This window comes from Leisingera sp. M658, assembly GCF_025144145.1.
Classification (GTDB): Bacteria; Pseudomonadota; Alphaproteobacteria; order Rhodobacterales; family Rhodobacteraceae; genus Leisingera.
Map to the genome: position 1 here is coordinate 26813 of NZ_CP083547.1, position 24854 is coordinate 51666.

21 protein-coding genes are annotated in these 24854 nt (G+C 62.5%); 9 read left to right on the top strand and 12 right to left on the bottom strand.

The annotated features are described in order from the left end of the window. Position 1 precedes the first annotated feature (1 nt). The 8 genes from hutU to repA form a co-directional block, all read right to left on the bottom strand. Positions 2-1684 carry a urocanate hydratase gene (gene hutU, locus K3724_RS21285; protein WP_259992855.1) on the bottom strand — a complete coding sequence of 561 codons (1683 nt, stop codon included), beginning with the start codon at positions 1682-1684 and terminating at the stop codon, positions 2-4. Continuing rightward, complete coding sequence (gene hutG, locus K3724_RS21290; RefSeq protein ID WP_259992857.1) at positions 1681-2466, bottom strand: N-formylglutamate deformylase; 786 nt, start codon at positions 2464-2466, stop codon at positions 1681-1683. The genes hutU and hutG overlap by 4 nt, the downstream gene beginning before the upstream one ends. Continuing rightward, on the bottom strand, positions 2463-3986 hold the full coding sequence (gene hutH, locus K3724_RS21295; RefSeq protein ID WP_259992858.1) for a histidine ammonia-lyase: 1524 nt from the start codon (positions 3984-3986) through the stop codon (positions 2463-2465). The genes hutG and hutH overlap by 4 nt, the downstream gene beginning before the upstream one ends. Further along, the gene (hutI, locus tag K3724_RS21300; RefSeq protein ID WP_409201429.1) at positions 3983-5149 is read right to left on the bottom strand and encodes an imidazolonepropionase; all 1167 of its coding nucleotides are present in this window, start codon (positions 5147-5149) and stop codon (positions 3983-3985) included. The genes hutH and hutI overlap by 4 nt, the downstream gene beginning before the upstream one ends. Before the next feature lie 133 nt (positions 5150-5282). Beyond that, positions 5283-6608 (bottom strand): MFS transporter, encoded by a 1326-nt coding sequence (locus K3724_RS21305; RefSeq protein WP_259992860.1) that lies wholly within the window; start codon positions 6606-6608, stop codon positions 5283-5285. Positions 6609-6982: 374 nt separating this feature from the next. Next, complete coding sequence (gene repC, locus K3724_RS21310; protein ID WP_259992861.1) at positions 6983-8125, bottom strand: plasmid replication protein RepC; 1143 nt, start codon at positions 8123-8125, stop codon at positions 6983-6985. A 182-nt stretch (positions 8126-8307) separates the two neighbouring features. After that, entirely contained in the window at positions 8308-9282 is a 975-nt protein-coding gene (repB, locus tag K3724_RS21315; RefSeq protein ID WP_259992862.1) for a plasmid partitioning protein RepB, read from the bottom strand. Further along, positions 9282-10457 (bottom strand): plasmid partitioning protein RepA, encoded by a 1176-nt coding sequence (gene repA, locus K3724_RS21320; RefSeq protein WP_259992863.1) that lies wholly within the window; start codon positions 10455-10457, stop codon positions 9282-9284. The genes repB and repA overlap by 1 nt, the downstream gene beginning before the upstream one ends. A 489-nt stretch (positions 10458-10946) precedes the next feature. Here repA and K3724_RS21325 point away from each other — a divergent pair, with 489 nt between their 5' ends. The 4 genes from K3724_RS21325 to K3724_RS21340 all read left to right on the top strand — a co-directional run bounded on the left by K3724_RS21325 (position 10947) and on the right by K3724_RS21340 (position 15156). Next, a complete protein-coding gene (locus K3724_RS21325) occupies positions 10947-12503 on the top strand; it encodes a trimethylamine methyltransferase family protein (protein WP_259992864.1) in 1557 nt (518 codons plus the stop codon). A gap of 67 nt (positions 12504-12570) precedes the next feature. After that, complete coding sequence (locus K3724_RS21330) at positions 12571-13674, top strand: mandelate racemase/muconate lactonizing enzyme family protein (RefSeq protein ID WP_259992865.1); 1104 nt, start codon at positions 12571-12573, stop codon at positions 13672-13674. A gap of 16 nt (positions 13675-13690) precedes the next feature. After that, positions 13691-14425, top strand: a complete 735-nt coding sequence (locus K3724_RS21335) for an SDR family NAD(P)-dependent oxidoreductase (protein ID WP_259992867.1) — start codon at positions 13691-13693, stop codon at positions 14423-14425. Further along, complete coding sequence (locus K3724_RS21340) at positions 14422-15156, top strand: SDR family NAD(P)-dependent oxidoreductase (protein ID WP_259992868.1); 735 nt, start codon at positions 14422-14424, stop codon at positions 15154-15156. Before K3724_RS21335 ends, K3724_RS21340 begins: the two co-directional genes overlap by 4 nt. 70 nt (positions 15157-15226) lie before the next feature. Here the strand turns inward: K3724_RS21340 and K3724_RS21345 are convergent, their stop codons facing one another. From K3724_RS21345 to K3724_RS21360, 4 genes are read right to left on the bottom strand one after another with little or no spacing between them, the layout of a single operon-like run. After that, complete coding sequence (locus K3724_RS21345; protein WP_259992869.1) at positions 15227-16567, bottom strand: FAD-binding oxidoreductase; 1341 nt, start codon at positions 16565-16567, stop codon at positions 15227-15229. Beyond that, complete coding sequence (locus K3724_RS21350) at positions 16564-18063, bottom strand: aldehyde dehydrogenase (RefSeq protein WP_259992870.1); 1500 nt, start codon at positions 18061-18063, stop codon at positions 16564-16566. The genes K3724_RS21345 and K3724_RS21350 overlap by 4 nt, the downstream gene beginning before the upstream one ends. Positions 18064-18066: 3 nt before the next feature. Then, positions 18067-18984: a dihydrodipicolinate synthase family protein gene (locus tag K3724_RS21355; protein WP_259992871.1), complete on the bottom strand. Its 918-nt coding sequence runs from the start codon at positions 18982-18984 to the stop codon at positions 18067-18069. 10 nt (positions 18985-18994) lie between these two features. Beyond that, the gene (locus K3724_RS21360; protein WP_259992872.1) at positions 18995-19705 is read right to left on the bottom strand and encodes a GntR family transcriptional regulator; all 711 of its coding nucleotides are present in this window, start codon (positions 19703-19705) and stop codon (positions 18995-18997) included. A 247-nt stretch (positions 19706-19952) separates the two neighbouring features. Here K3724_RS21360 and K3724_RS21365 point away from each other — a divergent pair, with 247 nt between their 5' ends. The 5 genes from K3724_RS21365 (at position 19953) to K3724_RS21385 (ending at position 24851) form a co-directional block, all read left to right on the top strand. Then, positions 19953-20903: a GlxA family transcriptional regulator gene (locus K3724_RS21365; protein ID WP_259992873.1), complete on the top strand. Its 951-nt coding sequence runs from the start codon at positions 19953-19955 to the stop codon at positions 20901-20903. A 92-nt stretch (positions 20904-20995) separates the two neighbouring features. Further along, positions 20996-21910 (top strand): LysR substrate-binding domain-containing protein, encoded by a 915-nt coding sequence (locus K3724_RS21370; RefSeq protein WP_129373077.1) that lies wholly within the window; start codon positions 20996-20998, stop codon positions 21908-21910. A gap of 95 nt (positions 21911-22005) precedes the next feature. Continuing rightward, positions 22006-23160, top strand: a complete 1155-nt coding sequence (locus K3724_RS21375) for an aromatic ring-hydroxylating dioxygenase subunit alpha (protein ID WP_259992874.1) — start codon at positions 22006-22008, stop codon at positions 23158-23160. After that, positions 23157-24608, top strand: a complete 1452-nt coding sequence (locus tag K3724_RS21380; protein ID WP_259992876.1) for an aldehyde dehydrogenase family protein — start codon at positions 23157-23159, stop codon at positions 24606-24608. Before K3724_RS21375 ends, K3724_RS21380 begins: the two co-directional genes overlap by 4 nt. Positions 24609-24611: 3 nt before the next feature. Beyond that, a complete protein-coding gene (locus K3724_RS21385; protein WP_259992877.1) occupies positions 24612-24851 on the top strand; it encodes a hypothetical protein in 240 nt (79 codons plus the stop codon). Positions 24852-24854 lie beyond the last annotated feature (3 nt).

Genomic DNA, 24854 nt, shown 5'->3' on the forward strand with positions numbered 1-24854 from the left:
GTCACCCCAGAATGCCGGGCAGGTTCAGCCCATGCTCGCGCGCGCAGTCCTTGGCGATATCGTATCCCGCATCCGCATGGCGCATCACACCGGTTGCCGGATCGTTCCACAGAACGCGCCCGATGCGGCGCTCGGCGTCGTCACTGCCATCACAGCAGATCACCACGCCGGAATGCTGCGAAAAGCCCATGCCAACGCCGCCGCCATGATGCAGCGACACCCAGGTGGCACCCGACGCGGTGTTCAGCAGCGCATTCAGCAGCGGCCAGTCCGACACCGCGTCCGAGCCATCCAGCATCGATTCCGTTTCGCGGTTGGGCGACGCCACCGAGCCGCTATCCAGATGGTCACGCCCAATCACCACTGGCGCCGACAGCTCACCCGTGCGGACCATTTCGTTGAACGCAAGGCCCGCCTTGTGGCGGTCGCCGAGGCCGATCCAGCAGATCCGCGCCGGCAGACCCTGGAATGCGATGCGCTCCTGCGCCATGTCCAGCCAGCGGTGCAGGCCTTCGTTCTCGGGGAACAGCTCCTTCATCTTGGCGTCGGTCTTGCGGATATCTTCCGGGTCGCCCGAAAGTGCAGCCCAGCGGAACGGACCGATGCCGCGGCAGAACAGCGGGCGGATATAGGCGGGCACAAAGCCGGGGAAGTCGAATGCGTTCTCCAGCCCCTCCTCCAGCGCCATCTGGCGGATGTTGTTGCCGTAATCCACCGTGGGCACGCCCATCGCGTGGAAATCGCACATCGCCTTAACCTGTACCTTCATCGAGGCGCGGGCGGCTTTCTCAACCGCTTTCTTGTCGTTCTCGCGGCGCTCTTTCCATTCGCCCATGGTCCAGCCCAGCGGCAGGTAGCCGTTCACCGGGTCATGCGCCGAGGTCTGGTCAGTCACGATATCGGGGCGGATGCCGCCTGCTTCCGCACGCTTCACCAGCTCCGGGAAAATCTCTGCCGCGTTGCCCAGAAGGCCCACGGATTTCGCCTCCCCCGCTTTGGTCCAGCGCTCGATCATCTCCAGCGCTTCGTCCAGGGTTTCGGCCTTTTCGTCCAAGTATTTGGTGCGCAGGCGGAAATCGATGCTGTCCGGATTGCACTCCACCGCCAGGCAGCTCGCCCCGGCAAAGACAGCCGCCAAAGGCTGCGCGCCGCCCATACCGCCAAGACCGCCGGTCAGGATCCACTTGCCCTTGAGGCTGCCGCCGAAATGCTGGCGGCCGGCCTCGGCAAAGGTCTCATAGGTGCCCTGCACGATGCCCTGGGTGCCGATATAGATCCAGGACCCTGCGGTCATCTGGCCGTACATCATCAAGCCCTTCTTATCCAACTCGTTGAAATGATCCCAATTGGCCCAATGCGGCACCAGATTGGAGTTGGCGATCAGCACCCGCGGCGCGTCCTTGTGGGTCTGGAAGACGCCGACCGGCTTGCCCGACTGCACCATCAGGGTCTGGTCTTCTTCCAGGTTCTTCAGGGTCTCGACGATCAGGTCGAAATCCTGCCAGGTGCGCGCGGCGCGGCCGATGCCGCCGTAGACCACCAGCTCATGCGGGTTTTCGGCCACATCGGGATGCAGGTTGTTCATCATCATCCGCATCGGCGCCTCGGTCATCCAGGACTTGGCGGTGATTTCCGGGCCGGTGGGCGGGAAGATGTCGCGGGTGTTCTTGCGGGGATCGCTCATGCCGAGGGCCTCCAGTTTTTGAGATCAGTCAGAATTTTGGTGAGATGGGCGCGCAGTTGTTCGGCGCGCTCCGGCAGATAGGTCCAGGGGGGGCTTTCCTGGCAATAGGTGGCCTGCGCCAGCTCCATCTGGATGGCGTGCAGACCATCTGCGGGCCGCCCGTAATGGCGGGTGGTCCAGCCGCCCTTGAAACGCCCGTTGAGGGTGGAAGTATAGCCCTCCGCCGCTGCGCAATGGGCCAAGGTCAGCGCCTCGATTTCGGGGTCGCAGGTGGCGCCGAGATTGGTGCCGACATTGAAGTCCGGCAGGCGGCCCTCGAACAGGAACGGAATGTCGCCCCGGATCGAGTGGCAATCGTAGAGGATGGCAAAGCCGTGGACCGCCTTCACCCGCTCCAGCTCTGCCGCCAGCGCCGCGTGATAGGGCGCGTGATAGGCATCGCGGCGGCGGGCGGTTTCTGCCTCGTCCGGCGCCATTCCATCGCTCCAGATCGGCAACCCGTCAAAATCCGTGAGCGGTACCAAAGTGGTGGTGTTTTGCCCCGGATAGAGACTGATACCACCGGGATCGCGGTTCACGTCGATCACGTAGCGGTGGATGGGGGTGCGAACGGTTGTCACCTCCTCCACCAGCCCGGCGTAAAGGTCATGGATATGCCAGTCGGTGTCGGCCAGCGCCCTGCCCGTCTCGTTCAGGCAGGCCCAGACTTCCGGCGGCACATCGGTGCCGGTGTGGGGCAAGCCCAGCACCAGCGGCGAGGCGCCTTGGGTCACCTCGATCATGCTGTCACCTTCACACCTGCGGCATCCGCCACGCGGCCCGCGCGCACCATCGCGCTCGCATCTTCGATGTCCGGGGCCAGATAGCGGTCCTCGGCCAGCGCGGGGATATCCGCGCGCAGCATCGCCAGAACGTCCTGCAGGCGCGCTGAGGTCTTGAGCGGCGCGCGCGCCTCCACCCCTTGTGCGGCGCAGAGCATTTCAACGCCCAGGATCACCGACAGGTTTGCATTCATCCGCGCCAACCGCAGCGCGCCGTGGGCAGCCATCGACACGTGGTCCTCCTGGTTCGCCGAGGTCGGCGTCGAGTCGGTCACGCAGGGGTTGGCCAAGTGCTTGTTTTCGCTCATCAAAGCGGCGGTGGTCACCTCAGCGATCATGAAGCCGGAGTTAAGCCCCGGATCAGGCGTCAGGAACGGCGGCAAATCGTGGCTCAGGGTCGGGTCGACCATCAGCGCCACCCGGCGCTGCGCGATGGCGCCAATCTCGGCCACTGCCAGCGCGATCTGGTCAGCAGCAAAGCCCACGTATTCGGCGTGGAAGTTGCCGCCCGAGACGATGCGGCCTTCGTTCACCAGCACCAGCGGGTTGTCGGTGACAGCGTTGGCCTCGATCTCCAGCGTTTTCGCAGCCATCCGCAGCACGTCCAATGCCGCACCGACCACCTGCGGCTGGCAGCGGATGCAATAGGGATCCTGCACCCGGGTATCATCCTCACGGTGGCTTTCGCGGATTTCAGACCCCTCCATGATGCCGCGCATCTCGCGCGCCACGTCGATCTGGCCGGCATGGCCGCGCAAGGCATGGATATCGGCAATCAAAGGCGCGGTGGAGCCCATGATGGCATCGGTGGAAAGCGAAGCAATGGTCATCGAGGCCTCGGCCATGCGCCAGGCGTCAAACAGCCCGGCCAAGGCGCAGGCGGTGGAGAATTGCGTGCCGTTGATCAGTCCCAGACCTTCCTTAGGACCCAGAATAATAGGTTCTAACCCGGCTTTTTTCAGCGCTTCTGCACTGGACATGCGGGTGCCGTCATACGTGGCCTCCCCTGCCCCGATCATCGCCGCCGCCATATGCGCCAACGGCGCCAGGTCGCCCGAAGCGCCTACGGACCCTTGCGACGGGATCACCGGCACCACGCCATGCGCCAGCATCTGCTCGATCTGATCAATCACCAGCCAGCGCACGCCGGATGCGCCGCGGCCCATGGACAGCAGTTTCAGCGTCATCATCAGCCGGGTCTTATCCTCCGGCAGCGCCTCCCCTACTCCGCAACAATGGCTGAGGATCAGGTTGCGCTGCAGGGTGGCGGTGTCTTCTGGTGCGATCTTGGTCGAGGCCAGTTTGCCGAAACCAGTGTTGATACCATAGACCGCCTCTTGTCCGGCTGCCGCCTCTGCCACCATCTGCGCGGCGGCCTCCACCGGTTCACGGGCCGAAGACGCCAGCTTGGCCGGGGTCAGGTTACGGTAGATATCTTCCAGCGTGGACAGGGTCACTGTGCCGGGGATCATCTCGATCATTGGTTGCCCTCATAGATACGGGTGTAAAGCGGGTTGAAGCCGATGCGGTAGGCCAGCTCGGCAGGGCTTTCCACATCCCAGACCGCCAGATCGGCGCGCATGCCGGCAGAAATCTGGCCGCGGTCTGTCAGCCCCAGCGCGCGGGCTGCGTTGCGTGTGACGCCTGCCAACGCCTCCTCCGGTGTCATGCGGAACAGGGTGCAGCCCATGTTCATTGTCAGCAGCAGGGAGGTCAGCGGCGAGGAGCCGGGATTGCAATCGGTTGCCAGCGCCATCGGCACGCCATGGCTGCGGAAATGCTCAATCGGCGGCGCCTGGGTTTCGCGGATGGTGTAAAACGCACCCGGCAGGATCACCGCGACAGAGCCCGCGGCGGCCATCATCTTGGCGTCATCTTCAGTTGCGTATTCCACGTGATCGACTGACAATGCACCATATTGTGCTGCCAACGCCGTGCCGCCCTGATGGCTCAGCTGTTCAGCATGCAGTTTCACTGGCAGACCCAGCTCCCGTGCCGCCTTGAACACCCGTTCGATCTGCGCGGGCGCAAAGGCGATGTTCTCGCAGAAGCCATCAACCGCATCGACCAGTCCTTCGGCATGGGCCGCACGCAAGGCGGGAATGCAGACCTGATCGATGTAGTCATCGTCACAGCCCTTGTACTCACCGGGCGTGGCATGCGCACCAAGGAAGGTGGTTTTCACCGTCACCGGACGCAGCTCTGCCAGTCGCCGGGCGGCGCGCAGCATGTTCAGCTCGGTTTCGCGGTCCAGCCCATAGCCGGATTTCACCTCAACCACTGTCGCGCCCTCAGCGATCAGCGCGTCCAAACGCGGCAGCGCGCCCTGCACCAGATCCTCCAGCGATGCGGTGCGGGTGGCCGACACGGTCGAGACGATGCCGCCCCCTGCCCTTGCGACCTCTTCATACGAGGCGCCGTTCAGGCGCATCTCAAACTCCATCGCCCGGTTGCCGCCAAAGACGATATGGGTGTGGCAGTCGATCAGCCCCGGTGTCACCAGCCGTCCGCCCAGATCACGCTGCTCCCAGGAAAAATTGTCAGCTGACAATTTTTCCCGCGGACCGGCCCAGACAATCCTGCCGCCGGAGACCGCAACCGCGCCGTCCTCGATCAGCCCGTAAGGCGCCTCCGTCCCGGCCATAGTGGCCAGGCGCGCGCCTGTCAGAACAAATTCCCCAGTCACAGAATCCCTAAGTCCCTTTACTGCCGTTTCGGCAATAAACTACGTAATTAGGTGATTATGTCTAGTCATAAAATGGGGCAGCTCTCCTGCCCTATCTCCCCGCTTTCTGCGGGATCCGCGGGTGCAGATCGTCGATAATGACCGGATGCATATGCGGGTGGCCGCCCTGCAGATGCGGATGATCCGGCGGCAGATCGGGGTGGCTATGCGCAACGGGGGATGCGCTGTCCTTAGGCCACAGGCAGTGCGCGGCGATCAGCCCCGCGGCTGCCAGCAGAGCCAAGGCCAGCATCGCCGCTCCCCCGCCCCAGGCGGCCATCAGCCAGGCCGACAGCGGGTAGAACAGCAGCCAGCAGGCATGCGACAGGGTGAACTGCGCGGCAAAGATCGCAGGCCGGTCCGCCGCATGGGCCGAACGTGCCAGCAACCGCCCCGTGGGCGTCAGCACGGCTGAGTATCCTACGCCGATAACCGCCCAGGCAATTGCCAGCCGTGCAAACCCCAGCGGCGCAGCAAAAAGGCTGAGCGACAGCACCGCAAGTGCGGCACTGCCCAGGGCGCCGCCGGCCAGCATCACCGTCCGGTCGGGGACCCGCTCCAGCAGCCGCGGCAGCAGCATGGCCGCCAGCATTGAACCGCCGCCAAAGGCGGCCAGCGCCAAGGCAACCGCGCTTTCGCCCTGCCCCAGGTTTGCCCGCACCAGCACCACTGTGTTCACCAGCACCATCGCCGCCATCGCCGATACCACCCAGTTCAATGCCAGCAGCCCGCGCAGCCGGGGTGTCCGCAGATAGTTCCGGATGCCGCGGGTGGTGCGCTGCCAGACCGGCCGGGGCGCTTTGGGCTCGGGCGACGGCAGGGTGACCGACAGCAGCAGCAGCGCTGACCCTGCAAACCCCGCGGCAGTGCCCCAGAACAGTGTCGAGGAACTCACCAGAACCAGCAGAGCCGCTGCCAGCATCGGACTGGCCAGGCTCTCCAGCTCAAATGCCATCCGCGACAGGGACAGCGCCTGAGTATAGTCTTTCTCTTCTGTCAGCACATCGGGGATCGAGGCCTGGAACGCAGGCGTAAATCCCGCAGAGGCGGACTGCAGCACAAAGATCAGCACATAGACATGCCAGACTTCAGAGACAAACGGCAGGCAAACCGCAACTGCCATCCGCAGCAGATCCAGTGTGATCAGCATCTTTCGCCGGTTCACTTGTTCGGCCCAGGCGGCAGCGATGGGGGCAACAGTGACATAGGCCACCATCTTGATTGTGAGTGCAGTGCCCAGCACCAGCCCGGCGCGGTCTCCGGCCAGATCATAGGCCAGCAGTCCCAGCGCTACGGTGGCAAGGCCGGTGCCGGTCAACGCCACAATCTGGGCCAGGAAGAGATGCCGGTAAGTCCGGTTGCGCAGGATAGAGAGCATGGCGCGGCGGGTTCCTTTCGCTTTGAAGTTCCCGTCACTGTGGCCTTCCTGCGATGGCGAAGGCAATGGATTGAATTGCCCTGGCAGTGCGGCAAATGAGAAATTGTCAGCTGACAATTTCTGCAATCATGCCCGGGCCGGCGCCGGAAAAAATGGGGGCCGGATTGCCATGCGGTCCCTCTATGCCCGGAAACACCCTGCTGTTTGCCTCGCCGTGAATTCCAGCGGTGGGCAAAAATTGTCAGCTGACAATTTTGCTCCGAAGCGATGATGCAAGCAGTACTCTGCCGGGCTGTCTGGCAGAGCGTCCGCAGCAGAGAGAGAACAGATCCGCGCCTGAGCGCCCAAAGAAAACCCTCTAGGCTCCAAAATTGTCAGCTGACAATTTCTTTGCAATGGCTTGCCTGCAGCAGCGCGTTCAGCATTGGCGCGGTAGAAAACTGACCCGTTCGCGCCTTTTGTGCCAGCCGCCGCAGATAGGCGCCGGGGCTGCGGATGCTGCTGAGCTTTTCCAGGATGCACATCACTGCAGTAGCCGCGTCCTGACGGCCCATCGCGGCACGGGCATCGCTGAGCACAGGCATGTCGATGCCGATCATCGGTGAAAGATTCTCGGCTATGCGATCAGCATCCTGCCAGTTGCGCAGACCGCCGGGGAAGTAGGTTTGTACTTCGGGGCAGGCACGCCGGACGGTGGCCAGTTCACTGTTTTTCTCTGCTTTGCTGTCCTTAGCGGCTGAACTGCCAAGCTGTTTCGAGGGCTGTTCGACCGGCATCCCTTCAGAGTCAGAATCTTTTTTTATTGAATCCTGTATGTGCCGCTCATTCTGGCTGCCGGGGCCGCTCAAAACGGGTGCAGACAGGTTGGAGACCAGCGGGGTTTCTTCAGGTGTCCGGCTGGCAATTTCACTGCGCAGCGTGTCTGCTGCTTGGGTCAATTCGGCCTCGCAGGGTTTGCGGCGCAGCAGTTTGCGTACGGCTTCCAGCAGCGCCTCTGCCGTGCCATCTGCCAGTTCCTGCAGGTCTTGCCGCAACACGGCAACCCGGTCGCGCAGAACCGCCAGATGCTCGGCACGGGCCTTGGCATCCAGCGCTGCGTCAAAGATCCGGCTGGCATGGCATGCGAGGGGGGACAGATCAAAGCCAAAGGCCAGCGGCATGTCATCGCCGCTGCGGCGGGCATAGCGTTTGCGGTTGGGGCTGTTCTTCCGGCTGACAATTCCCAGCCTGGTGAGGGCGGCCAGATGGCGGCGCAGGGTGCTTTCGGGCATTCCGTTCAGCCGCTCCATCAGCTTGCGGTTTGACGGAAACACAATGGCGCCGCCCGGTTCCGCAGGCAGTGCCCGGTCGGGGAAAAAGGTCAGCAGGGCCTTCAGCACACCCAGGGTTCGGTGGCTCAGTTCAAATTCCGCGGCGGCGTGCGTCAGCGCAGCCAGAAGGTCCCATTTGTCGTGGGTACCCGCCAGCCGGCCGCACGGATCCTGCCGCCCAAATGCGATTTGGGACGTCTGTTCCATGTTAATTTCACGAAAGACAAAGAATTCCCGCCCCCATGCGGTGCATGGAGTTGACAGTGACGAGTCTGAAGGGCTATTCCAAAGGTGCTAAATCTGAGAACGGCCTTCTGGGATGTAATGTCCTGGGGGGCTTTTCTTTTGCCTGTTTACGTGCCTCCTGTCCTTAGTGTTTCTGCTCTTGCTCAGTCTTCCGGCTGCTCGGGCTGGTCTTGCTGCCAGCGGCCGTGAAGCTCTTCCATGATCTCTTCTGCATGGGCGTCGAACCAGGTGTCGAAACCGGGTGCGTCCTTGGCTGAGATTGTCAGGGTAATGCCCTTGGCGGTGGTTTTGATGCCTGCAACCTCAGCGCCGCCGTTGCCGGGCAGGGCGCGGATTTTCGGCGGGGCAGGGGCCGGTTCGGGTTCTTGCGGCACGTTCCGGGCATGTTTCAGAACCGCCTCGAACCGCCCGTCGGAGTCATAGGTCGTAAAGTCGGGCCGGTTTGTCCGGGTGATCGCCCGGGTCCGTGACGGAGGATCGTCGAACAGTTTGACCAGCATCATCCAGCGGTCGCGGCCAATGCCGGGGGCTGAACCGATCGTCCGCAGGAACGGCAAATCAAAGGCCGTGCCGACCTTGAGCATCCGCGACACCATCGGCAGGTCGATCGACAGCGCCGCGGCAATTGTCTGCCGTCCATAGCCATCCGCCTGCAACTGCGCCGCAAAGGCGGCCTTTTCAATAAAGCTGAGGTCCTGGCGCGAGGTGTTTTCCTGGCCCTGGGCCATCACCAGCGCATGATCATCCAGCTGCCGCACCATCGCCTTGACGGGCATGCCCAGCTCGCGCAGGGCCTTCAGGCGGCGGCGGCCATAGACGATTTCGAACCGCCCCTGTGTCTTGGGATGTGGGCGCAGCAGCACCGGCACTTGCTGGCCATAGGTCTGCAGGCTGTCCTTCAACTGGTTGAAAGCTGCGCCATCCATGCCCAGGCGGTCCTCATAGCCCGCATCGTCGATCAGCGCGGTGTCGATCTCCTGCACGGCGCTTTCCTGCAGCTTGCTGAGTGAGGATTGCAGCGCCCCGACCGCGCCGCGCGGCATCATTTTGGGTTTCGGCCCGCCAGCGGGTGCTGCGGGGCTGTTCAGGGCCGTGCTGAGAATACCTTTGCGTGCCATCAACGCCTCCATGCGTGTTGAAGGAGCGATTCTATTTCATCGTTAACTTGATTCAGTGAATCGACCGCACGGTCATAGGTTGACCTGTGAAACTGGGATCTTTCGACCTCGTAAACCGTCTGCTGGGTCAGCCCCGCATCGGAAATCGCGGTGGATTTCAGCATCGGCGCGACCATGACTTCCTCGCCGAACAGCTGCCGCATGAAGGCAACGACCTGTTGCTGCGGTCCGTCGTTGGGTTCGTACCGGTTGATCAGGAAGCGCAGGAAATCAAACTCCAGCGCGGCGCCCGCATTGGACACCACATCCAGCAGTTCGGCTGACATTTGCAGGAACTGCGACATCGACGCGATGTCGAGCATGTTCGGCACCACGGTGATAATCACGCCAGTCGAGGCACAGAGCGCCGACATGGTCAGATAGCCGAGCTGCGGCGGGCAGTCGAAGATGATTACATCGTAATCTTTCTCGACCTCCTGCAATGCTGCAGCCATGCGCGAGAAAAACGCAGGTTGAACGTTGTTCAAAAGAGCCTGAGGCGTCTCATGCTCGAATTCCTGCAGGATCAGCCCGCCGGGGGCCAGATCCAGACCACTGAAGTAAGTCTGCTGGATGATCTGGCGCAGGGGCAGGGGGTCTTCATAGCGGATTGCGTCATAAATCGTCCCTGTTTCAAGGAAATCGACCTCTGGCCGATAGCCGAAAAGCGTCGTCAGTGACGCCTGCGGGTCGATATCCACTGCCAGTACCCGGTAGCCTTTCAGCGCCAGCCGCTGGGCGGTGTGGATGGATGAGGTGGTCTTGCCCGATCCGCCCTTGAAGTTCAGGAAGGACAGCACTTGCACCTTGTCGCCCTCACGGCGGCCGCGCAGATAGGTTCCCGGCGTCTTGGCCGCGGCGTCCAGGATCTTGCGCATTTCCAGCAGATCGGCGGCGGAATAGTGGCGCCGCCCGCCCGGCGTGGTGTGCACCCCGGGCAGTTTGCCGTCAAAATGCAGCTTGCGCAGGAAACTGGAGGAAATGCCCAGCATTTCCGCCGCTTCGCCGGCGCTGAACAGACGCAATTCCTTCTTTGCATCCGGCGCGAAACTTGCCAGCATGTGGCTTTCGAGAGCCGCACTAAGGCTTTCCGCGTTCTCGCGGATTCGCTGATTGATGTGGAGTGCTACTGCCAACTGCTGCCCTCTCGATAGTAACGCTGTTTTGCGTCAGCGCTTTATTTATCGTTTCTATACGCAATGCGCACAGTGTTTTGCAATAGATTCCTTCATTTACAGGTTGCAGGCGGATGTCCGGGGTTTCTGACAGAAGGCCGGCATTGTTCGCAATTGCAGGTTAACATGTTGAAATATAATATTTAAATTCAATTCCACCAGGCGAGGCAGGGAAAAGCGTATTATCCTGCCCTCTTTGTGCATGATCCGCAAAAGGCGCATAGGCTGAGTCGCGGCAGATCGGAGATTCCTCGGGTTTTGGCCCGAACAGGCGTTATTTAGGGTCTATTTTGCGGTCTGACAGGGTTGAAGAATCCGCTGCAGAGCAAGGCAGCAGCCTCCTGGCCGCTTCCGCCGGGCGGAGTGTCGGTTTTTGCAATCGCATTTCGTAATCCTGCAGGTGAAGCCTGGAAATTTCAGAAAAACTCTCCGTCAAAGGAGACCCCTGCCATGACTGAGCAAGCCACTGCGACCCGTTCGCGTTCCGGCGGCCGCACTGCCCGCCGCGCCCTGCGAACCGCCCCGAAATTCGACATGCTGCCGGGCCTTACCCGTAATATCCCCCTGTGCGAGGTGATGGACGGCGCCCAGGTTGAGATGATCGACAACGCCTCGATGGATATTCTGGAAAACGTAGGCGTCCAGTTCCGCGATCCGATTGCGCTGGAGGACTGGAAACGCGCCGGCGCCAAGGTGAAGGGGGAACTGGTCTATCTGGACCGCGGGCTGGTGCGGGAGCTGATCGCGACGATCCCCAGCGATTTCACCTATCATGCCCGCGATCCGCAAAAGAACGTTCGCCTGGGCGGCAAGCATTCGATCTTTGTGCCGATGACCGGGGCGCCGTTCCTGCGCGACCTGGATGATGTGCGCCGCAACCCGATGATGGACGACCTGGCGATGTTCCACAAGCTGGCGCATATGATGCCCAGCTTGCATTCCTCGGCGCATCATATTGTCGAACCCTATGATCATCCGATCAGCCAACGGCATCTGCGGATCACCTATTCGTCGATGAAACACTCTGACAAGACGTTTATGGGCATGACCACGTCGCCCAAGAACGCCGAGGATGTGCTGGACATGTGCGCGATCCTGTTCGGCGCCGATTTCATCGACCAGAACCCGGTCACCACCGGCAACTGCAACGGCAATTCGCCGCTGGTCTGGGACGAAACCATGCTGGGCGCCATGCGCGCCTTTTGCCGCCGCAATCAGCCGGTGCTGTGCTCGCCCTTTGTGCTGGGCGGTGCTAATACGCCCGCATCAGTCCCGGCCACGGTGGCGCAGCTGAACGCCGAAGCGCTGTCGGCGCTGGCCTATACTCAGGTGATCCGCAAGGGCGCACCGGCGATCTATGGCCATTACCTGTCGACTGTGTCGATGAAATCCGGCGCGCCGATGGCCGGAACCCCTGAAATCAGCCTGATGAACTTTATGATCGGCCAGATGGCGCGGTATTACGGCGTGCCGTGGCGGACCTCCAACACATTGGGCGGGGCCAAGACATTCGACGCGCAGGCCGGTTACGAGTCAGCCACTACCCTGCAAGCGGTGATGCATGCGGGCGCCAACTACATCTGGCACTCGGCGGGCTGGAACGAGGCCGGGATGCATTGTTCCGTCGCCAAGTTCATCGTCGACGCCGAGCAATGCGCGATGGCCTACCGGATGGCAGAGGGGCCGAAATGGCACGACTTCGATCAGGCGCTCGCGGCAGTGCCGGATGTCGGGCCGGGCGGCCATTATCTGGGCCATCCGCACACCCAGGAGAACTTCCAGGAGGCGTTTTTCATGCCGGAGATGTTCGACAACAACTCAATCGAGCAATGGCAGGCCGAGGGCAGCGTCGAGATCACCGAACGTGCCCTGACCCGCGCACGCAAGCTGCTGTCGGAATACCAGGAGCCGAAGCTGGACGAGGCAAAGAACGAAGAATTGCTGGACTACATCGCCCGGCGTGAACGCGAAATCCCCGCTGCGGATGAGCTGAACCAAAGCTACTGATTTCCTCCCCCCGACTGGCCCGCCCCCGCGATGAGTGGGCGGGCCTTTTTTCCAACAGGGCAAGCATATGAAAATCGCGGAAATCCATATTTATCAGCATGATCTGCCGGTGAAGAACGGCCCCTACACCATGGCCAATGCCGAAGTCTGGTCGCTGGACACAACGCTGGTGAAACTGGTGGCGGACAACGGGTTGGAAGGCTGGGGCGAGACCTGTCCGCTGGGTCCGGTCTATGACAAAGCGCATGCCCAGGGCGCGCGCGCGGCGCTGATGGAAATGGCGCCGGGGCTGATCGGAACCGACTGCCAGCCGTTGACGATGAACCGGCGGATGAATGCGCTTCTAATGGGGCATTCCTATGCAAAGGCTGCGGTTGATATCGCGTTGCATGACGTGTTGGGCAAGCGTCTGGGGTTGCGGGTTGCGGATCTTCTGGGCGGTGCGGTCACGGACCGGGTGCCGTCTTATTACGCCATTGGGATCGAGACGCCGGAGGAAGCCGCCCGCATTGCCCGTGAAAAGCGCGCTGAAGGGTTCGGCCGCCTTCAGGTCAAGGCAGGCGGGCGCGATCCGGAGGTTGACATTGCCGTGGCGCACAAGGTCTGGGAGCAGATCCAGGGCAGCGGCATGCGGCTGGCGCTGGATGCCAACCGCGGCTGGACACTGCGGGATGCGCAGTTCGTCAGCCGGGGCTGCAGCGGTATTCCACTGATCATCGAGCAGCCTTGCCAGACCCTTCAGGAGTTCAGGAAACTGCGGCCCTTGCTGTGCCACCCGCTGTATATGGATGAATCCTCCGAAGATCTCGCCATCGTGACCGAGGCAATCGGCTGCGGGCAGGCGGATGGCTTCGGCATGAAGGCGACCCGCATCGGCGGTCTGCAGAACATGCGCGCGTTCCGCGATATCTGCGAGGCAAACCAGATACCGCACACCTGCGATGATGCTTGGGGCGGCGATATTCTGGCCGCCGCCTGCACCCATATCGGGGCAACGGTGCGTCCGGACCTGATGGAGGGTGTCTGGCTGGCGGCCCCCTACATCGACGGCCATTACGACACAGAAAACGGCATCCGGCTGGACGGCGGCCATATAGCACTGCCGCAAGGTCCCGGTCTGGGCATCACTCCGGACCAAAGCCTGTTCGGCGCGCCGGTTGCATCCTTCTGATTGGAGAAAGACGACAATGGAATTTCAGGGAAAACACGCTCTGGTCACCGGTGCGGCCGGCGGCATCGGCGCCGCCATCGTTCAGCGCCTGCGGGCCGCGGGCGCCAAAGTGGCGGTGGCCGACCGCGACACAGCGGGAATTGAGGCCGAGGCGCATCTGCCGGGCGATCTGCTGGACGCGGGTTACGCGGACGCGCTGCCGCAGGCAGCATTCGATGCGCTTGGCGGGCTTGATATCGTCATCAACAACGCAGGCGTCATCACCCGCGGCCCAGTGACAGAAACATCCGACGCCGATTGGGATCTGTCGATGGGCGTGAATGTGCAGGCCCCTTTCCGGATCTGCCGCGCCGCGATCCCGCTGATGGCGGAAACCGGCGGCGGCGCCATCGTCAACACCGCGTCCTGCTGGGGCGGCAAGGCGCCGGGGCCGAACCACGCGCTTTACTGCATGACCAAGGCGGCAATTGCCTCGCTGACGCAGTGCATGGGGATGGATCATGCCCATCAGGGCATCCGCATCAATGCGGTCTGCCCGAATGAGGTCAACACGCCGATGCTGCGCACAGGCTTTGCCAAACGCGGCTTTGATCCCGATAGCGCAGTGGCGGAGCTGGGTAAATCAGTGCCGCTGGGCCGGATCGCCGAAGCAGAAGATATCGCCGATGTGGTGCTGTTTCTGGCCTCCGACGCGGCGCGCTACATGTGCGGCGCGCTGGTTGAGGTCAACGGCGGGAAACCGGTGTCATGAGCCGCTTCAAAGGCAAAGTGGCACTGGTCACCGGCGGACGCAGCGGTATCGGCCAGGCCATAGCCCGCCGTCTGCGCGACGAGGGCGCTCGGGTGTTCACCGCGCAGCGCGGCGCGGATGCGGAATTTGAGGGCATCGCCGCAGATTTCACCGACCCGGACAGCCCGGCCCATGTGGTGGCAGAGGCGGCCAGCAGGGCAGGGGGACTGGATATTCTGGTCAACAACGCCGGCATGATGCAGGAGGCCCGGGTCGAGGAGATGACCCTCGCCGACTGGCAGCGCAATCTGACCGTGAACCTGACGGCGCCCTTCCTGATGATCCAGGCGGCGCTTCCCTTTTTGCGTAAGTCCCGCGGCAGTATCGTCAACACCGGCTCTATCGAGGGGCTGGGCAGCAATCCGGGCCATGCGGCCTATTGCGCGTCCAAGGCAGGGCTGCACGGTCTGACCCGCGCGGTGGCGGTGGACCACGGGGCAGAGGGGATCCGCTGCAATGCGGTGGCGCCGGGCTGGATCGACACGGATCTCAACATGGACTTCATCGAAGGGATGCCTGATCCACAGGCTTTCCGCCGCGATATTGCCGGCATCCACCCGGTTGCCCGCACCGGCAAGCCGGAAGAAGTGGCAGCGCTGGTGGCCTTCCTGGCGTCAGAGGATGCGGGCTTCATTACCGGACAGGTCTATACCGTCGATGGCGGCCGGATGGCCAAGCTGAGCCTGCCCTGACAGCCGCTTCTTTCTGGTCTGAAATACCCCGGGGGAGGCCGCAGGCCGGGGGCAGAGCCCCCTCCAGGCTCTACTCCTTCCCGGACCGCCATTCTTTCCACATAAGATAGGTGTTCGCCCCAAGCGAGGCAAAGGGTTCCGGCGGCAGCCTCGGCGGTTCCGGCTGGGCCAGAAAATGGCTGGCAATCTCCGATCCGCCCTGCAGCAGCAGCTCGGCTGCGCCCATACCCTGCTGGGTGCCGCGGGCAATGCCGAGGCCGTTCTGGCAGCAGGCGGAAAAGACACCCTGGTCCAGCTCGCCAAACGCCGCAGACCCGTTGCGGCTAAGGCACAGCATCCCGGCCCAGCGGTGCTCCATCTGTACATCCCCCAGATGCGGGAAGCGTTCGCGGAACTTGCGGTCATGCACCCAGCCGGCGTTGCGCAGGCGCATCCGGCTGGTCTCGATCGTCGGGTGAAAACTGGCGCAGGTGCGGATCAGGATGCGGTCACCGTATGAGCCGGAAATCCGCCGCACCGAGGTGCCGACCGGGTCCGATGGCGTCACCGACCAGCGCGCCGCGCCGCCCAGCCGGGCAATTTGTTCCGGTGTCAGGCGTTTGGTCATCGAGGCATAAAGGCAGATATGCATCAGGCGGCGCTGGAAAAAGCCGAAGCTTTCCAGATGGCCGTTGTTGGCCAGAATGATCCTGCCGGTGCTGATACGGCCCTTGGGGGTGGAAACAACCCAGCCAGTACCCTGTTTTTCAAACCCCGTGGCGGGGGTGTTTTCAAAGACGCTGATTTGCCCGGCCAGATGCGCCGACAAGGCCCGGATGTAGCCCGCGGGCTGGATCATCACCGTGCCCGGCGCATATAGGCCGGATGTGTAATGCGGGCTGCCTGTCCGCTCCTGCATTTCCGCTTGCGAGTAAAGTGTATGCGGCTCGCCCAGCCGGTCCAGATGGGCGGCAAAGTCGCGGTTGTGCCGGTCGCCCGAGCGGGTGGCAGCCGCGTTGATTTTACCCGCAGGATCAAAGATCTCCTGCGGTAAGGCGCAATCCTCAGCGACGCCCTTGGCAAAGGCGATGGCCTGGCGGTTCAGGGCAATGGCGGCACGGTCGGCCTCCAGCGCGTCGCCTGCGTAATTGTCCGAGGCCAGATCATGCGGCAGGTCGATCATAAAGCCGGAATTGCGCCCGGCAGAGCCTTCGGCGAATTTACCGGCTTCCAGCACCGCGACCTTCAGGGACGGGTCCAGCTGATGCAGGCGGCGGGCGGCGGACAGCCCGGCAAATCCGCCGCCGATGATGGTCACATCGGCGGTCAGATCCTGGTCCAGCACCGGCAACGGATCCTGCGGCGGCAGAATGGCATTCCACCCTGCCGCCGCGGTCTGCCGGGGCAGGCGTTTGGCGGTGTATGTGCTCAATCCACGGCCTCATCTGCGTCGTCGGCCAGATCAATCCAGATGGTTTTCAGCTGGGTGTACTGGTCGTGGGCATGAAGGGAATTGTCGCGGCCGCCAAAGCCCGACTGCTTGTAGCCCCCAAAAGGCGTGGAGATGTCGCCCTCGCCAAAGCTGTTCACCGTCACCGTGCCCGCCCGGATTGCCCGTGCACCGCGGATTGCCCGTTTGGCATTGGCGGTAAAGATCGACGCACAGAGGCCATAGTCCGTGTCATTGGCGATCCGGATGGCCTCGTCAAAACCGGAGACTTCGATCACCGACAGAACCGGGCCGAAAATCTCTTCGCGCGCCAGCACCGCATCATTGCCGGGCACCTCGACCACGGTGGCCTCAACAAAGGCGCCATCATGCGCCTTGCCGCCCAGCACCACGTTTTCCGCCTGATCCAGATAGCCGCAGACCTTGTCGAAATGCGCCGCTGAGACCAGCGCGCCCATGCGGACCTCCGGGTCCAGCGGATCGCCGATGTTCCACTGCTTGGCGTGATGCGCAATCCGCTCCAGCAGTTCACCCTTCACGTCCTTATGCACGATCAGGCGCGAGGAGGCCGAGCAGTTCTCACCCATGTTCCAAAACGCGCCGTTGACCACATGGGCGGCAACCCGGTCCAGGTTTTCGGCGTCATCCATGACAATGGCCGGGTTCTTGCCGCCCATCTCCAGCACCACTTCCTTGGCGTTGCTTTCCGCCGAATAAGACAGGAACCGCTTGCCGGTCACGGTGGAGCCGGTGAAGGACACCATGTCGATGTCCATGTGCCGCCCGATGGGTTCGCCCACATCTGCGCCGCCGCCGGGGACGATGTTCAAAACACCGCGCGGCAGGCCCGCCTCCATCGCCAGTTCCGCCAGGCGCAGCGCGGTCAGGGTGGTCTCCGCCGCAGGTTTCACCACCACCGAGCAGCCCGCGGCCAGCGCCGGGCCGATCTTCCACGCCAGCATCAAGAGCGGGAAGTTCCACGGCAGCACCAGGCCGACCACGCCGATGGGTTCACGCACCACCATGGCGATGTGATCGTCCGAGGCAGGCGCCACCTGGTCATAGATCTTGTCGATCGCCTCGGCGTGCCATTTGATGCAGTGGATGGTCTCCGGCACATCGACGGTTTCGCAGTCATAGATGGTCTTGCCGCTGTCGATGCTTTCCATCACCGCCAGTTCCCGCGCGTTGCGGGTCATCAGTTTGGCCAGCCGGATCAGCACGTCCTTGCGCTCCGACGGGTGCAGGCGCGACCAGCGCCCGTCGTCAAAGGCAGCGCGGGCCTTTTCAACTGCGAAATCAACGTCCTCGGCGCTGCAGGCGGCGATATCTGCCAGCTTTGCGCCGGTTGCCGGGTTCACGGTCTCGAACGTGTTGCCCGAGGCCGCCGGGCGGAATTTACCGTCGATGAAGGCGCCGGTGGGCAGGGCCAGCCCTGCGGCGATGGATTTGTATTCGTCCTGGGTCAGCAATGTCATGGCTCAGCCCTCCGCCTGAATGTCGGCAATTTTCTGTTTCAGCACCCGCACAACCTGTTCCAATGCGCGTTTGTCGTCCTTGTTCAGCCCTTTCAGCGGAGCGCGCATGGCGCCGGCCGCAATGCCGTTCAGGGTGACGCCGTGTTTGATGGTCTGGATGAACTTGCCGCCCTGTTCCAGCACATGCATCAACGGCATCATTGCCGACATGATGCGGCGGCCCTTGGTGTAATTGCCCTCCACCACGCAGGCGTTATACAGCGCCACATGTTCCGCAGGCAGGAAGTTCGACCCGCCGCAGACCCAGAACGGCGCGCCCCAGGCAAAGAATTCCAGCGCCTGATCGTCCATGCCGCAGCCCAGCTGGATATGCGGATAGTCCCGCGCCAGCAGATGCACCCGGTTGATATCGCCCGAGCTTTCCTTGATGCCGCAGAAGTTGCGGCTGCGGCCCACCCGGTCCAGGAACTCCTCGCCCATCATGGTGCCGGTGCGGTGCGGGTAGTTGTACAGCATCACCGGCAGATCGGCGGCCTTGTCGATGGCCAGCGCATTCAGCGCGTTTTCGCGGTCGGTCGGGACCGAATAGGGCGGCGAGGCCAGCAGGATACTGTCGGCGCCGATTTCTTTGGCACCTTGCGCCAGGGCGATGGAGTCGCTGGTCAGCATTGCGCCGGTGCCGACAACCAAGGGCAGCCGGCCTTTGAGCCGTTCATGGGTGAACTTTGCCAGCTCCAGCCGTTCCTCGACGGTCTGGGCATAGTTTTCACCGGTCGAGCCGCCGGAGATCAGGCCATGCACGCCGTTTTCAACCAGATATTCGATCACCTCGGCCAGCGCGTCCCAATTGACGCTGCCATCCTCGAAATGGGGGGTCACCACGGGGGTGTAGATCCCATTGAAACTAAACAGGGGGGTCATTCGGGGTCCTCTATGCAGGGGTTTTGCGTGCGACAGTGCCCAGCGGCACATCAAGTCCGGCAGGCATGACAAACAGCTCGATCCGGTCGCGTGACAGGTTCCAGTGATCAATCGCCAGCTGGGCTGCCGCTGCCTCGTCGCCCGTCTCAATCGCGGCAATGATGGCATCGTGCTGGGCGCTGGCTTCCGAGACGTTTTCGGCCATCTCGGGGCTTTGCGGCCGGTAAAAGGTCATCGAGATACGGGCGTGATCAATCAGCAGCCGCTGAAACGAGGGCAGCAGATAGATGTTGTCCGCCATTTCGCCGGTCACTTCGTGAAAGCGGTTGTTGGCCATCGCCCGCTCAGCGCTGGAGCCGCTGCGCAGGGCGGCCTTGAAGTCCTCCTGCGCGGCCTTCAGCACCTCGATCTGTGCGGGTGTTGCGTGTTTCGCCGCCAGCTGCAGCACCGCGCCATAGATCATTGGCGCCGCCAGAAAGAAATCGCGCAGGGTCATATGCGACATTTCGCTGACCCGGGCACCGCGGTTTTCGCGCAGATCCACATAGCCTTCGCCTGCCAGCTGGCGCAGCGCTTCGCGCAAGGGGGTGCGCGACAGGCCGGTGTCCTCGGACAGTTTCGCCTCGTCCAGATCAGCGCCGGGGCGCAGCTCCAGCGTCATGATGGCCGCCTTGAGACGGCTGTGCAGCTCTGCCTTGCGGGTCTTGGAGGCGTCTTTCATGGGGGTCTCTCCTGCCGCTGATGCGGGTGGGATTCTTCGGTTCGCGGTCTCTATGGCATGACTATATGCGTCCTGTACAGAAAAAATACATATTGTGTACACAGAAAAAATGTGGTGTGTGCAATGCGCGGGCGCTTCGCGCTGTGCAGCGGCTTGCGGTGACCGGGGCAGGGGGCTTAGCCTGACCCGACCGCAGGGCTGTGTTGCACAAAGCGGTCCCGCGTGGTTCTTGTCAGGCGGTCACACCATGTCCAACACCCAGCATTTTGCCTTTCTTCTGGTTGAGGAATTCTCGCATCTCGCCTTTTCCTGCGCGGTTGAACCCCTGCGCATCGCCAATCTGGTCAGCGGGCAGGGCTTGTATGACTGGTCCTTCGGATCAGAGAACGGCGCGACCGCGACCTGTTCCAATGGCTCGGTGACGCTGGTGCATTACGGCTTTGATGCGATCCCGAAATGCCACCAGCTGTTTGCCCTGTCCGGCATCCATATGCGCAACCATGTGACCAAGCCGCTGCTGGCAGCCTTGCGGCGCGAACGGGCGCGGGGCACGCGGATCGGCGCCTTGTGTTCCGGCGCCTGGGTGCTGGCCGAGGCCGGGTTTCTGAATGGCATGCAGGCGGCGATCCACTGGGAATACCACGACAGTTTCATGGAAGGTTTCCCGGAGGTGAACCTGGTGCGCAGCGTCTTTGTCGCCGATGAAAAGCACATGACCGCCTCGGGCGGCACCGCCACGGCGGATCTGATGCTGCATCTGATCGAACGCGATCACGGCTATGATCTGGCGGTCGCGGTGGCGGACCAGATGGTTTACAACGCAGTGCGCAATGCCACCGCCGAGCAGAAGGTTTCGCTGCAATCGCGCAACGGTATGCGCAACCGGCATCTGGCGCGGGCGATCCAGATGATGCACGACCATATCAGCGATCCGATCTCGCCGGCGCTGATTGCCGAGGATATTGGTATCTCAACCCGCCAGCTGGAACGGCTGTTCGGCAAGTATCTGAACACCTCGCCCAAGAAATATTCAATGGAGATGCGGTTGGAGCGCGCCCGCAATCTGCTGATCCAGACCGAGTCTTCGGTGACCGAGGTGGCGTTGTCCTGCGGGTTTGACAGTCCGGGGCATTTTTCAAGGGTGTACAAGGCGGCCTTTAACGTGACGCCAATGCTGCAACGGGGCCGGATCGATTAGCGGCGCCTGAAATTTCCGGTCTGGCCTTCAAAGATGTTTTCCTCATATTGAAATGAAACCCTCTCATCCGAGCCGCATGCCAGGAGCCGCAGATGTCCCGCCGCCATTACAGCCTGCCGCCGTTGACCACCCTGGCCGCGTTCGAGGCTGCCGCCCGCCATCTCAGCTTTAAAAACGCCGCGCAGGAGCTGTCCGTTACCCCCGGCGCCGTCAGCCATCAGGTCAAGGCGCTGGAGGCGGAACTGCAGGTGCCGCTGTTCCAGCGCAAGCATCGCGGGGTGGAGCTGACGGAGGAAGGCGAGGCGTTGTTTGATACGCTGGCGACGTCCTTCTCAAAAATCTCACTCAGCCTGAAAACCATCCGCGACCGCCATACCGGCGACACCGTGACGATTGGTTCCACCTCGGCTGTGGCGTCGCTGTGGCTGTCACCCTCAGTGGTGCGGTTCTGGCGGCGGCATCCGGATGTGAACGTCAACCAGATCGTCAACGACCGGCCCTTGCGCAGCATGCCCGACGTGGATTTTTACATCCGCTACGGGCGCGAGCGCGACACAAGGCTGCAACAGACCGAATTGTACCGCGACCACCTGGTGCCGGTGGGTAACCGGGAATTGGCTGAAAAGCTGACCGGCTGCCCGCTGGAGGAGCTGGCGCAGCAACGGCTGCTGCATCTGGAATCCGACGACAAAAGCTGGACCACCTGGGCCGACTGGTTCCAGCAGCAGGGCTATGACGGCCCGATTGCACCGGGGGTGCGGGTCAACAACTACTCGGTCGCGCTGCAAGCAGCACAGGACGGAACCGGGCTGGCGCTGGGATGGCAGCGCCTGCTGAACCCTTTGCTGACCACGGGCCAGCTGGTGCCGATCGGCCCGCATGTGCTGGCCGCCCCGCACGGGTTCCATCTGGTGGGCCGCCCGGATGCAGAAATGTCGGAATCCGCCCGGTTGCTTCGCAATTGGGTGATTGACGAGCTGAGTCACGCCTCAGATGAATCCAGCTAAGGTCAGCGCGAAGATTTCTGATATTGAGTGAATCCCCTCTCTCCTTTCAATGGCGCACAACGCGCACATCTTTACCCAGGTTTGGAGAGACCCAGATGAATAAGCATGACTCGCTTGCCCCGGTGATGGCTCCGGTCAACGTGGCCAACGGCCTGCCGAACGCCCATTACATCGACCCCGCTGTCTTTGCCGAAGAAAAACGCTCGGTGCTGTTTGCCAATTGGTCCGGCATCGGCTTTGGCAAGGATGTGCCGGAACCAGGGTACGCCAAGCCGGTGGATTTTCTGGGCATGCCGCTGCTGATCGTGCGCGACAATGATGGTGAAGTCGGCGTGTTTCAGAACACCTGCCGCCACCGCGGCATGATCCTGGTTGAAAAACCCGGCAAGATCCGCGGTGCCATCCGCTGCCCCTACCACAGCTGGTGCTATGGCCTGAACGGCCGTCTGGTCTCAACCCCGCATGTCGGCGGCCCCGGCAACAACAAACATGAAGATATCAAGCTGGACGAGCTGGGCCTGGTGCGCATCCGTTCTTACGTCTGGCGCGACGTGATCTTTGCCAATGTCGACGGCAACGCGCCCGCGTTTGAGGACGCCCACGCGGGCCTGCTGGAACGCTGGAAAGAATTCGAGACCCCGGTGCATCACGGCGGCGAAACCTCGGGCTTTCAGCTGGAGGTCAAAACCAACTGGAAACTGGCGGTTGAGAACTACTGCGAAAGCTATCACCTGCCATGGGTGCATCCGGGGTTGAACAGCTATTCCCGTCTGGAAGACCATTACAACATCGAGGTGCCGGGGCATTATTCCGGCCAGGGCACCCTGGTGTACCGCCAGATGAAGGGCGAAGACGGCAAGATGTTCCCGGATTTCGAGGGGCTGTCCAGCAAATGGGACGAAGGCGGCGAATATGTGGCCGTTTACCCGAACGTGCTTCTGGGCGTTCAGCGCGACCATGCCTTTGCGATCATCCTTGAGCCGGTCGACACCGAAAACACGGTGGAGCATATCGAGTTGTATTACGCCAAATCCGCCGACGACACGCCGGATCTTGAGCAGCTGCGCGATGAGAACGCCAAGCTGTGGAAGACCGTGTTCGAGGAAGACGTCTTTGTCGTCGAGGGCATGCAGAAGGGCCGCCATGGCGAGCTGTTTGACGGCGGGCGCTTTTCGCCGGCGATGGACGGGCCAACCCACAACTTCCACGCCTGGGTGGCCGGTCAGGTGACCAAGGGCCGCGCGGCATGAGCTCTTTTCTGAACGACGGTCTGGCCAGGAATTTCCTGGCCGGTGCCTGGGTTGAAGGCGACGCCGGTAAACGTATCGCCGTTGAGGATCCCGGCAATGGCAGCCATGTGGCGGATTGCGCGCTGGCGGGCGAGGAGAGCCTGGCCCGCGCGCTGGAGGCAGCACGTGCCAGTTTCGAGCGCGGCGATCTGGCTGCCATGAAGCCCGCCAAACGCGGCCAGCTGATGCAGCGCATCGCCGCTGAAATCCGGGGCATTGCGGACGAGGGCGCAGAGCTTTTGTGCCGCGAAAGCGGCAAGAGCCTGAGTGCTGCCCATGACGAATTCGAAGAGGCCGCGCAGTATTTTGAATATTACGGCGGCATGGCCGACAAGATCGAAGGCAAGTCGATCCCGCTTGGCCCTGATTACGCTGATTTTACGGTCTATGAGCCTTACGGCGTCTCTGCCCAGATCGTGCCATGGAACTTCCCGGTGTCGATTGCGGCACGCTCGCTGGCGCCTGCGATGGCGGCGGGCAATTCGGTGATTATTAAGTCGCCGGAACTGGACCCGATGGCGCTGGCGATGCTGGGCGTCGCATTGGAACGCGCGGATGTCCCCGCAGGGACAGTTTCCATTTTGAACGGCATCGGTGCAGACCTTGGCGCGCGGCTGGTGGAAAGCAGCCAAATCGACCAGATTGTCTTCACTGGCTCGGTCCCGACCGGTCAGGCGATCCTGCGCGCGGCTGCCAATCCGGTGACACCCGCGCTGATGGAGCTGGGCGGAAAATCCGCCGCAGTTGCGTTTGAGGATGCCAATCTCGACACGCTGATGTCCAGCTTGCAAAGCGGTATCTTCTACAACGCCGGTCAGGTCTGTTCCGCCATGTCGCGGGTGCTGGTGCACCGCTCGATCTATGACGAGGCGATTGAGCGCGCCGCCGCACTGGCAAATGGCCTCAGCGTCGGCCACGGGCTGGAAAACCCCGGCCTGACCCCGGTGATATCTGCCCGCCAGCTGGACGGCATCGAAACCCTGGTCGCCACCGCCCGTCAAAGCGGTGCCCGTGCGGCTTCGGGCGGGGCACGGCTGGAGCGGGAGGGCTACTTTATGGCGCCGACCATTCTGGCGGATGTGGATCCAGCAACCCGTGTCGCGCAGGAAGAGATCTTTGGCCCCGTCACCTGCTTCACCCCGTTTGATACCGAAGCCGAAGCCATCGCGATGGCCAATGGCACAGATTTCGGACTGGTCGCCGGTGTCTTCACCCGCGATCTGGCGCGGGCGCATCGCGTCGCCAACCGTCTGCGCGCGGGGCAGGTGTTTGTGAACGAATGGTTCGCGGGCGGCATCTCGACACCGTTCGGCGGCGTTGGCAAATCGGGCTTTGGCCGTGAAAAGGGATTGGAGGCGCTTTACAATTATGTGCGCACCAAGAACATCGCAATCTCGCTGAAGGGCTGAGGGATGGAGCGTGCAGACCTCAACCGCGCGCTTTTGCAGGCGCATGATGATAAGGACAATGCAGAGCTGGTCCGGCTGTATACGCTGGCCGGGGACAGGGCTGAGGAGGCCGGCAATATCGACGCCGCCTGTTTCTACCTGACCCATGCCTTTGTCTTTGCGCTGGAAGCGGGTCTGCCGGAAGCCAGGGAACTGAACCGCCGCCTGGCGGAACGGGGCCGGGCGCATCCGCTGGATCTGTGACAC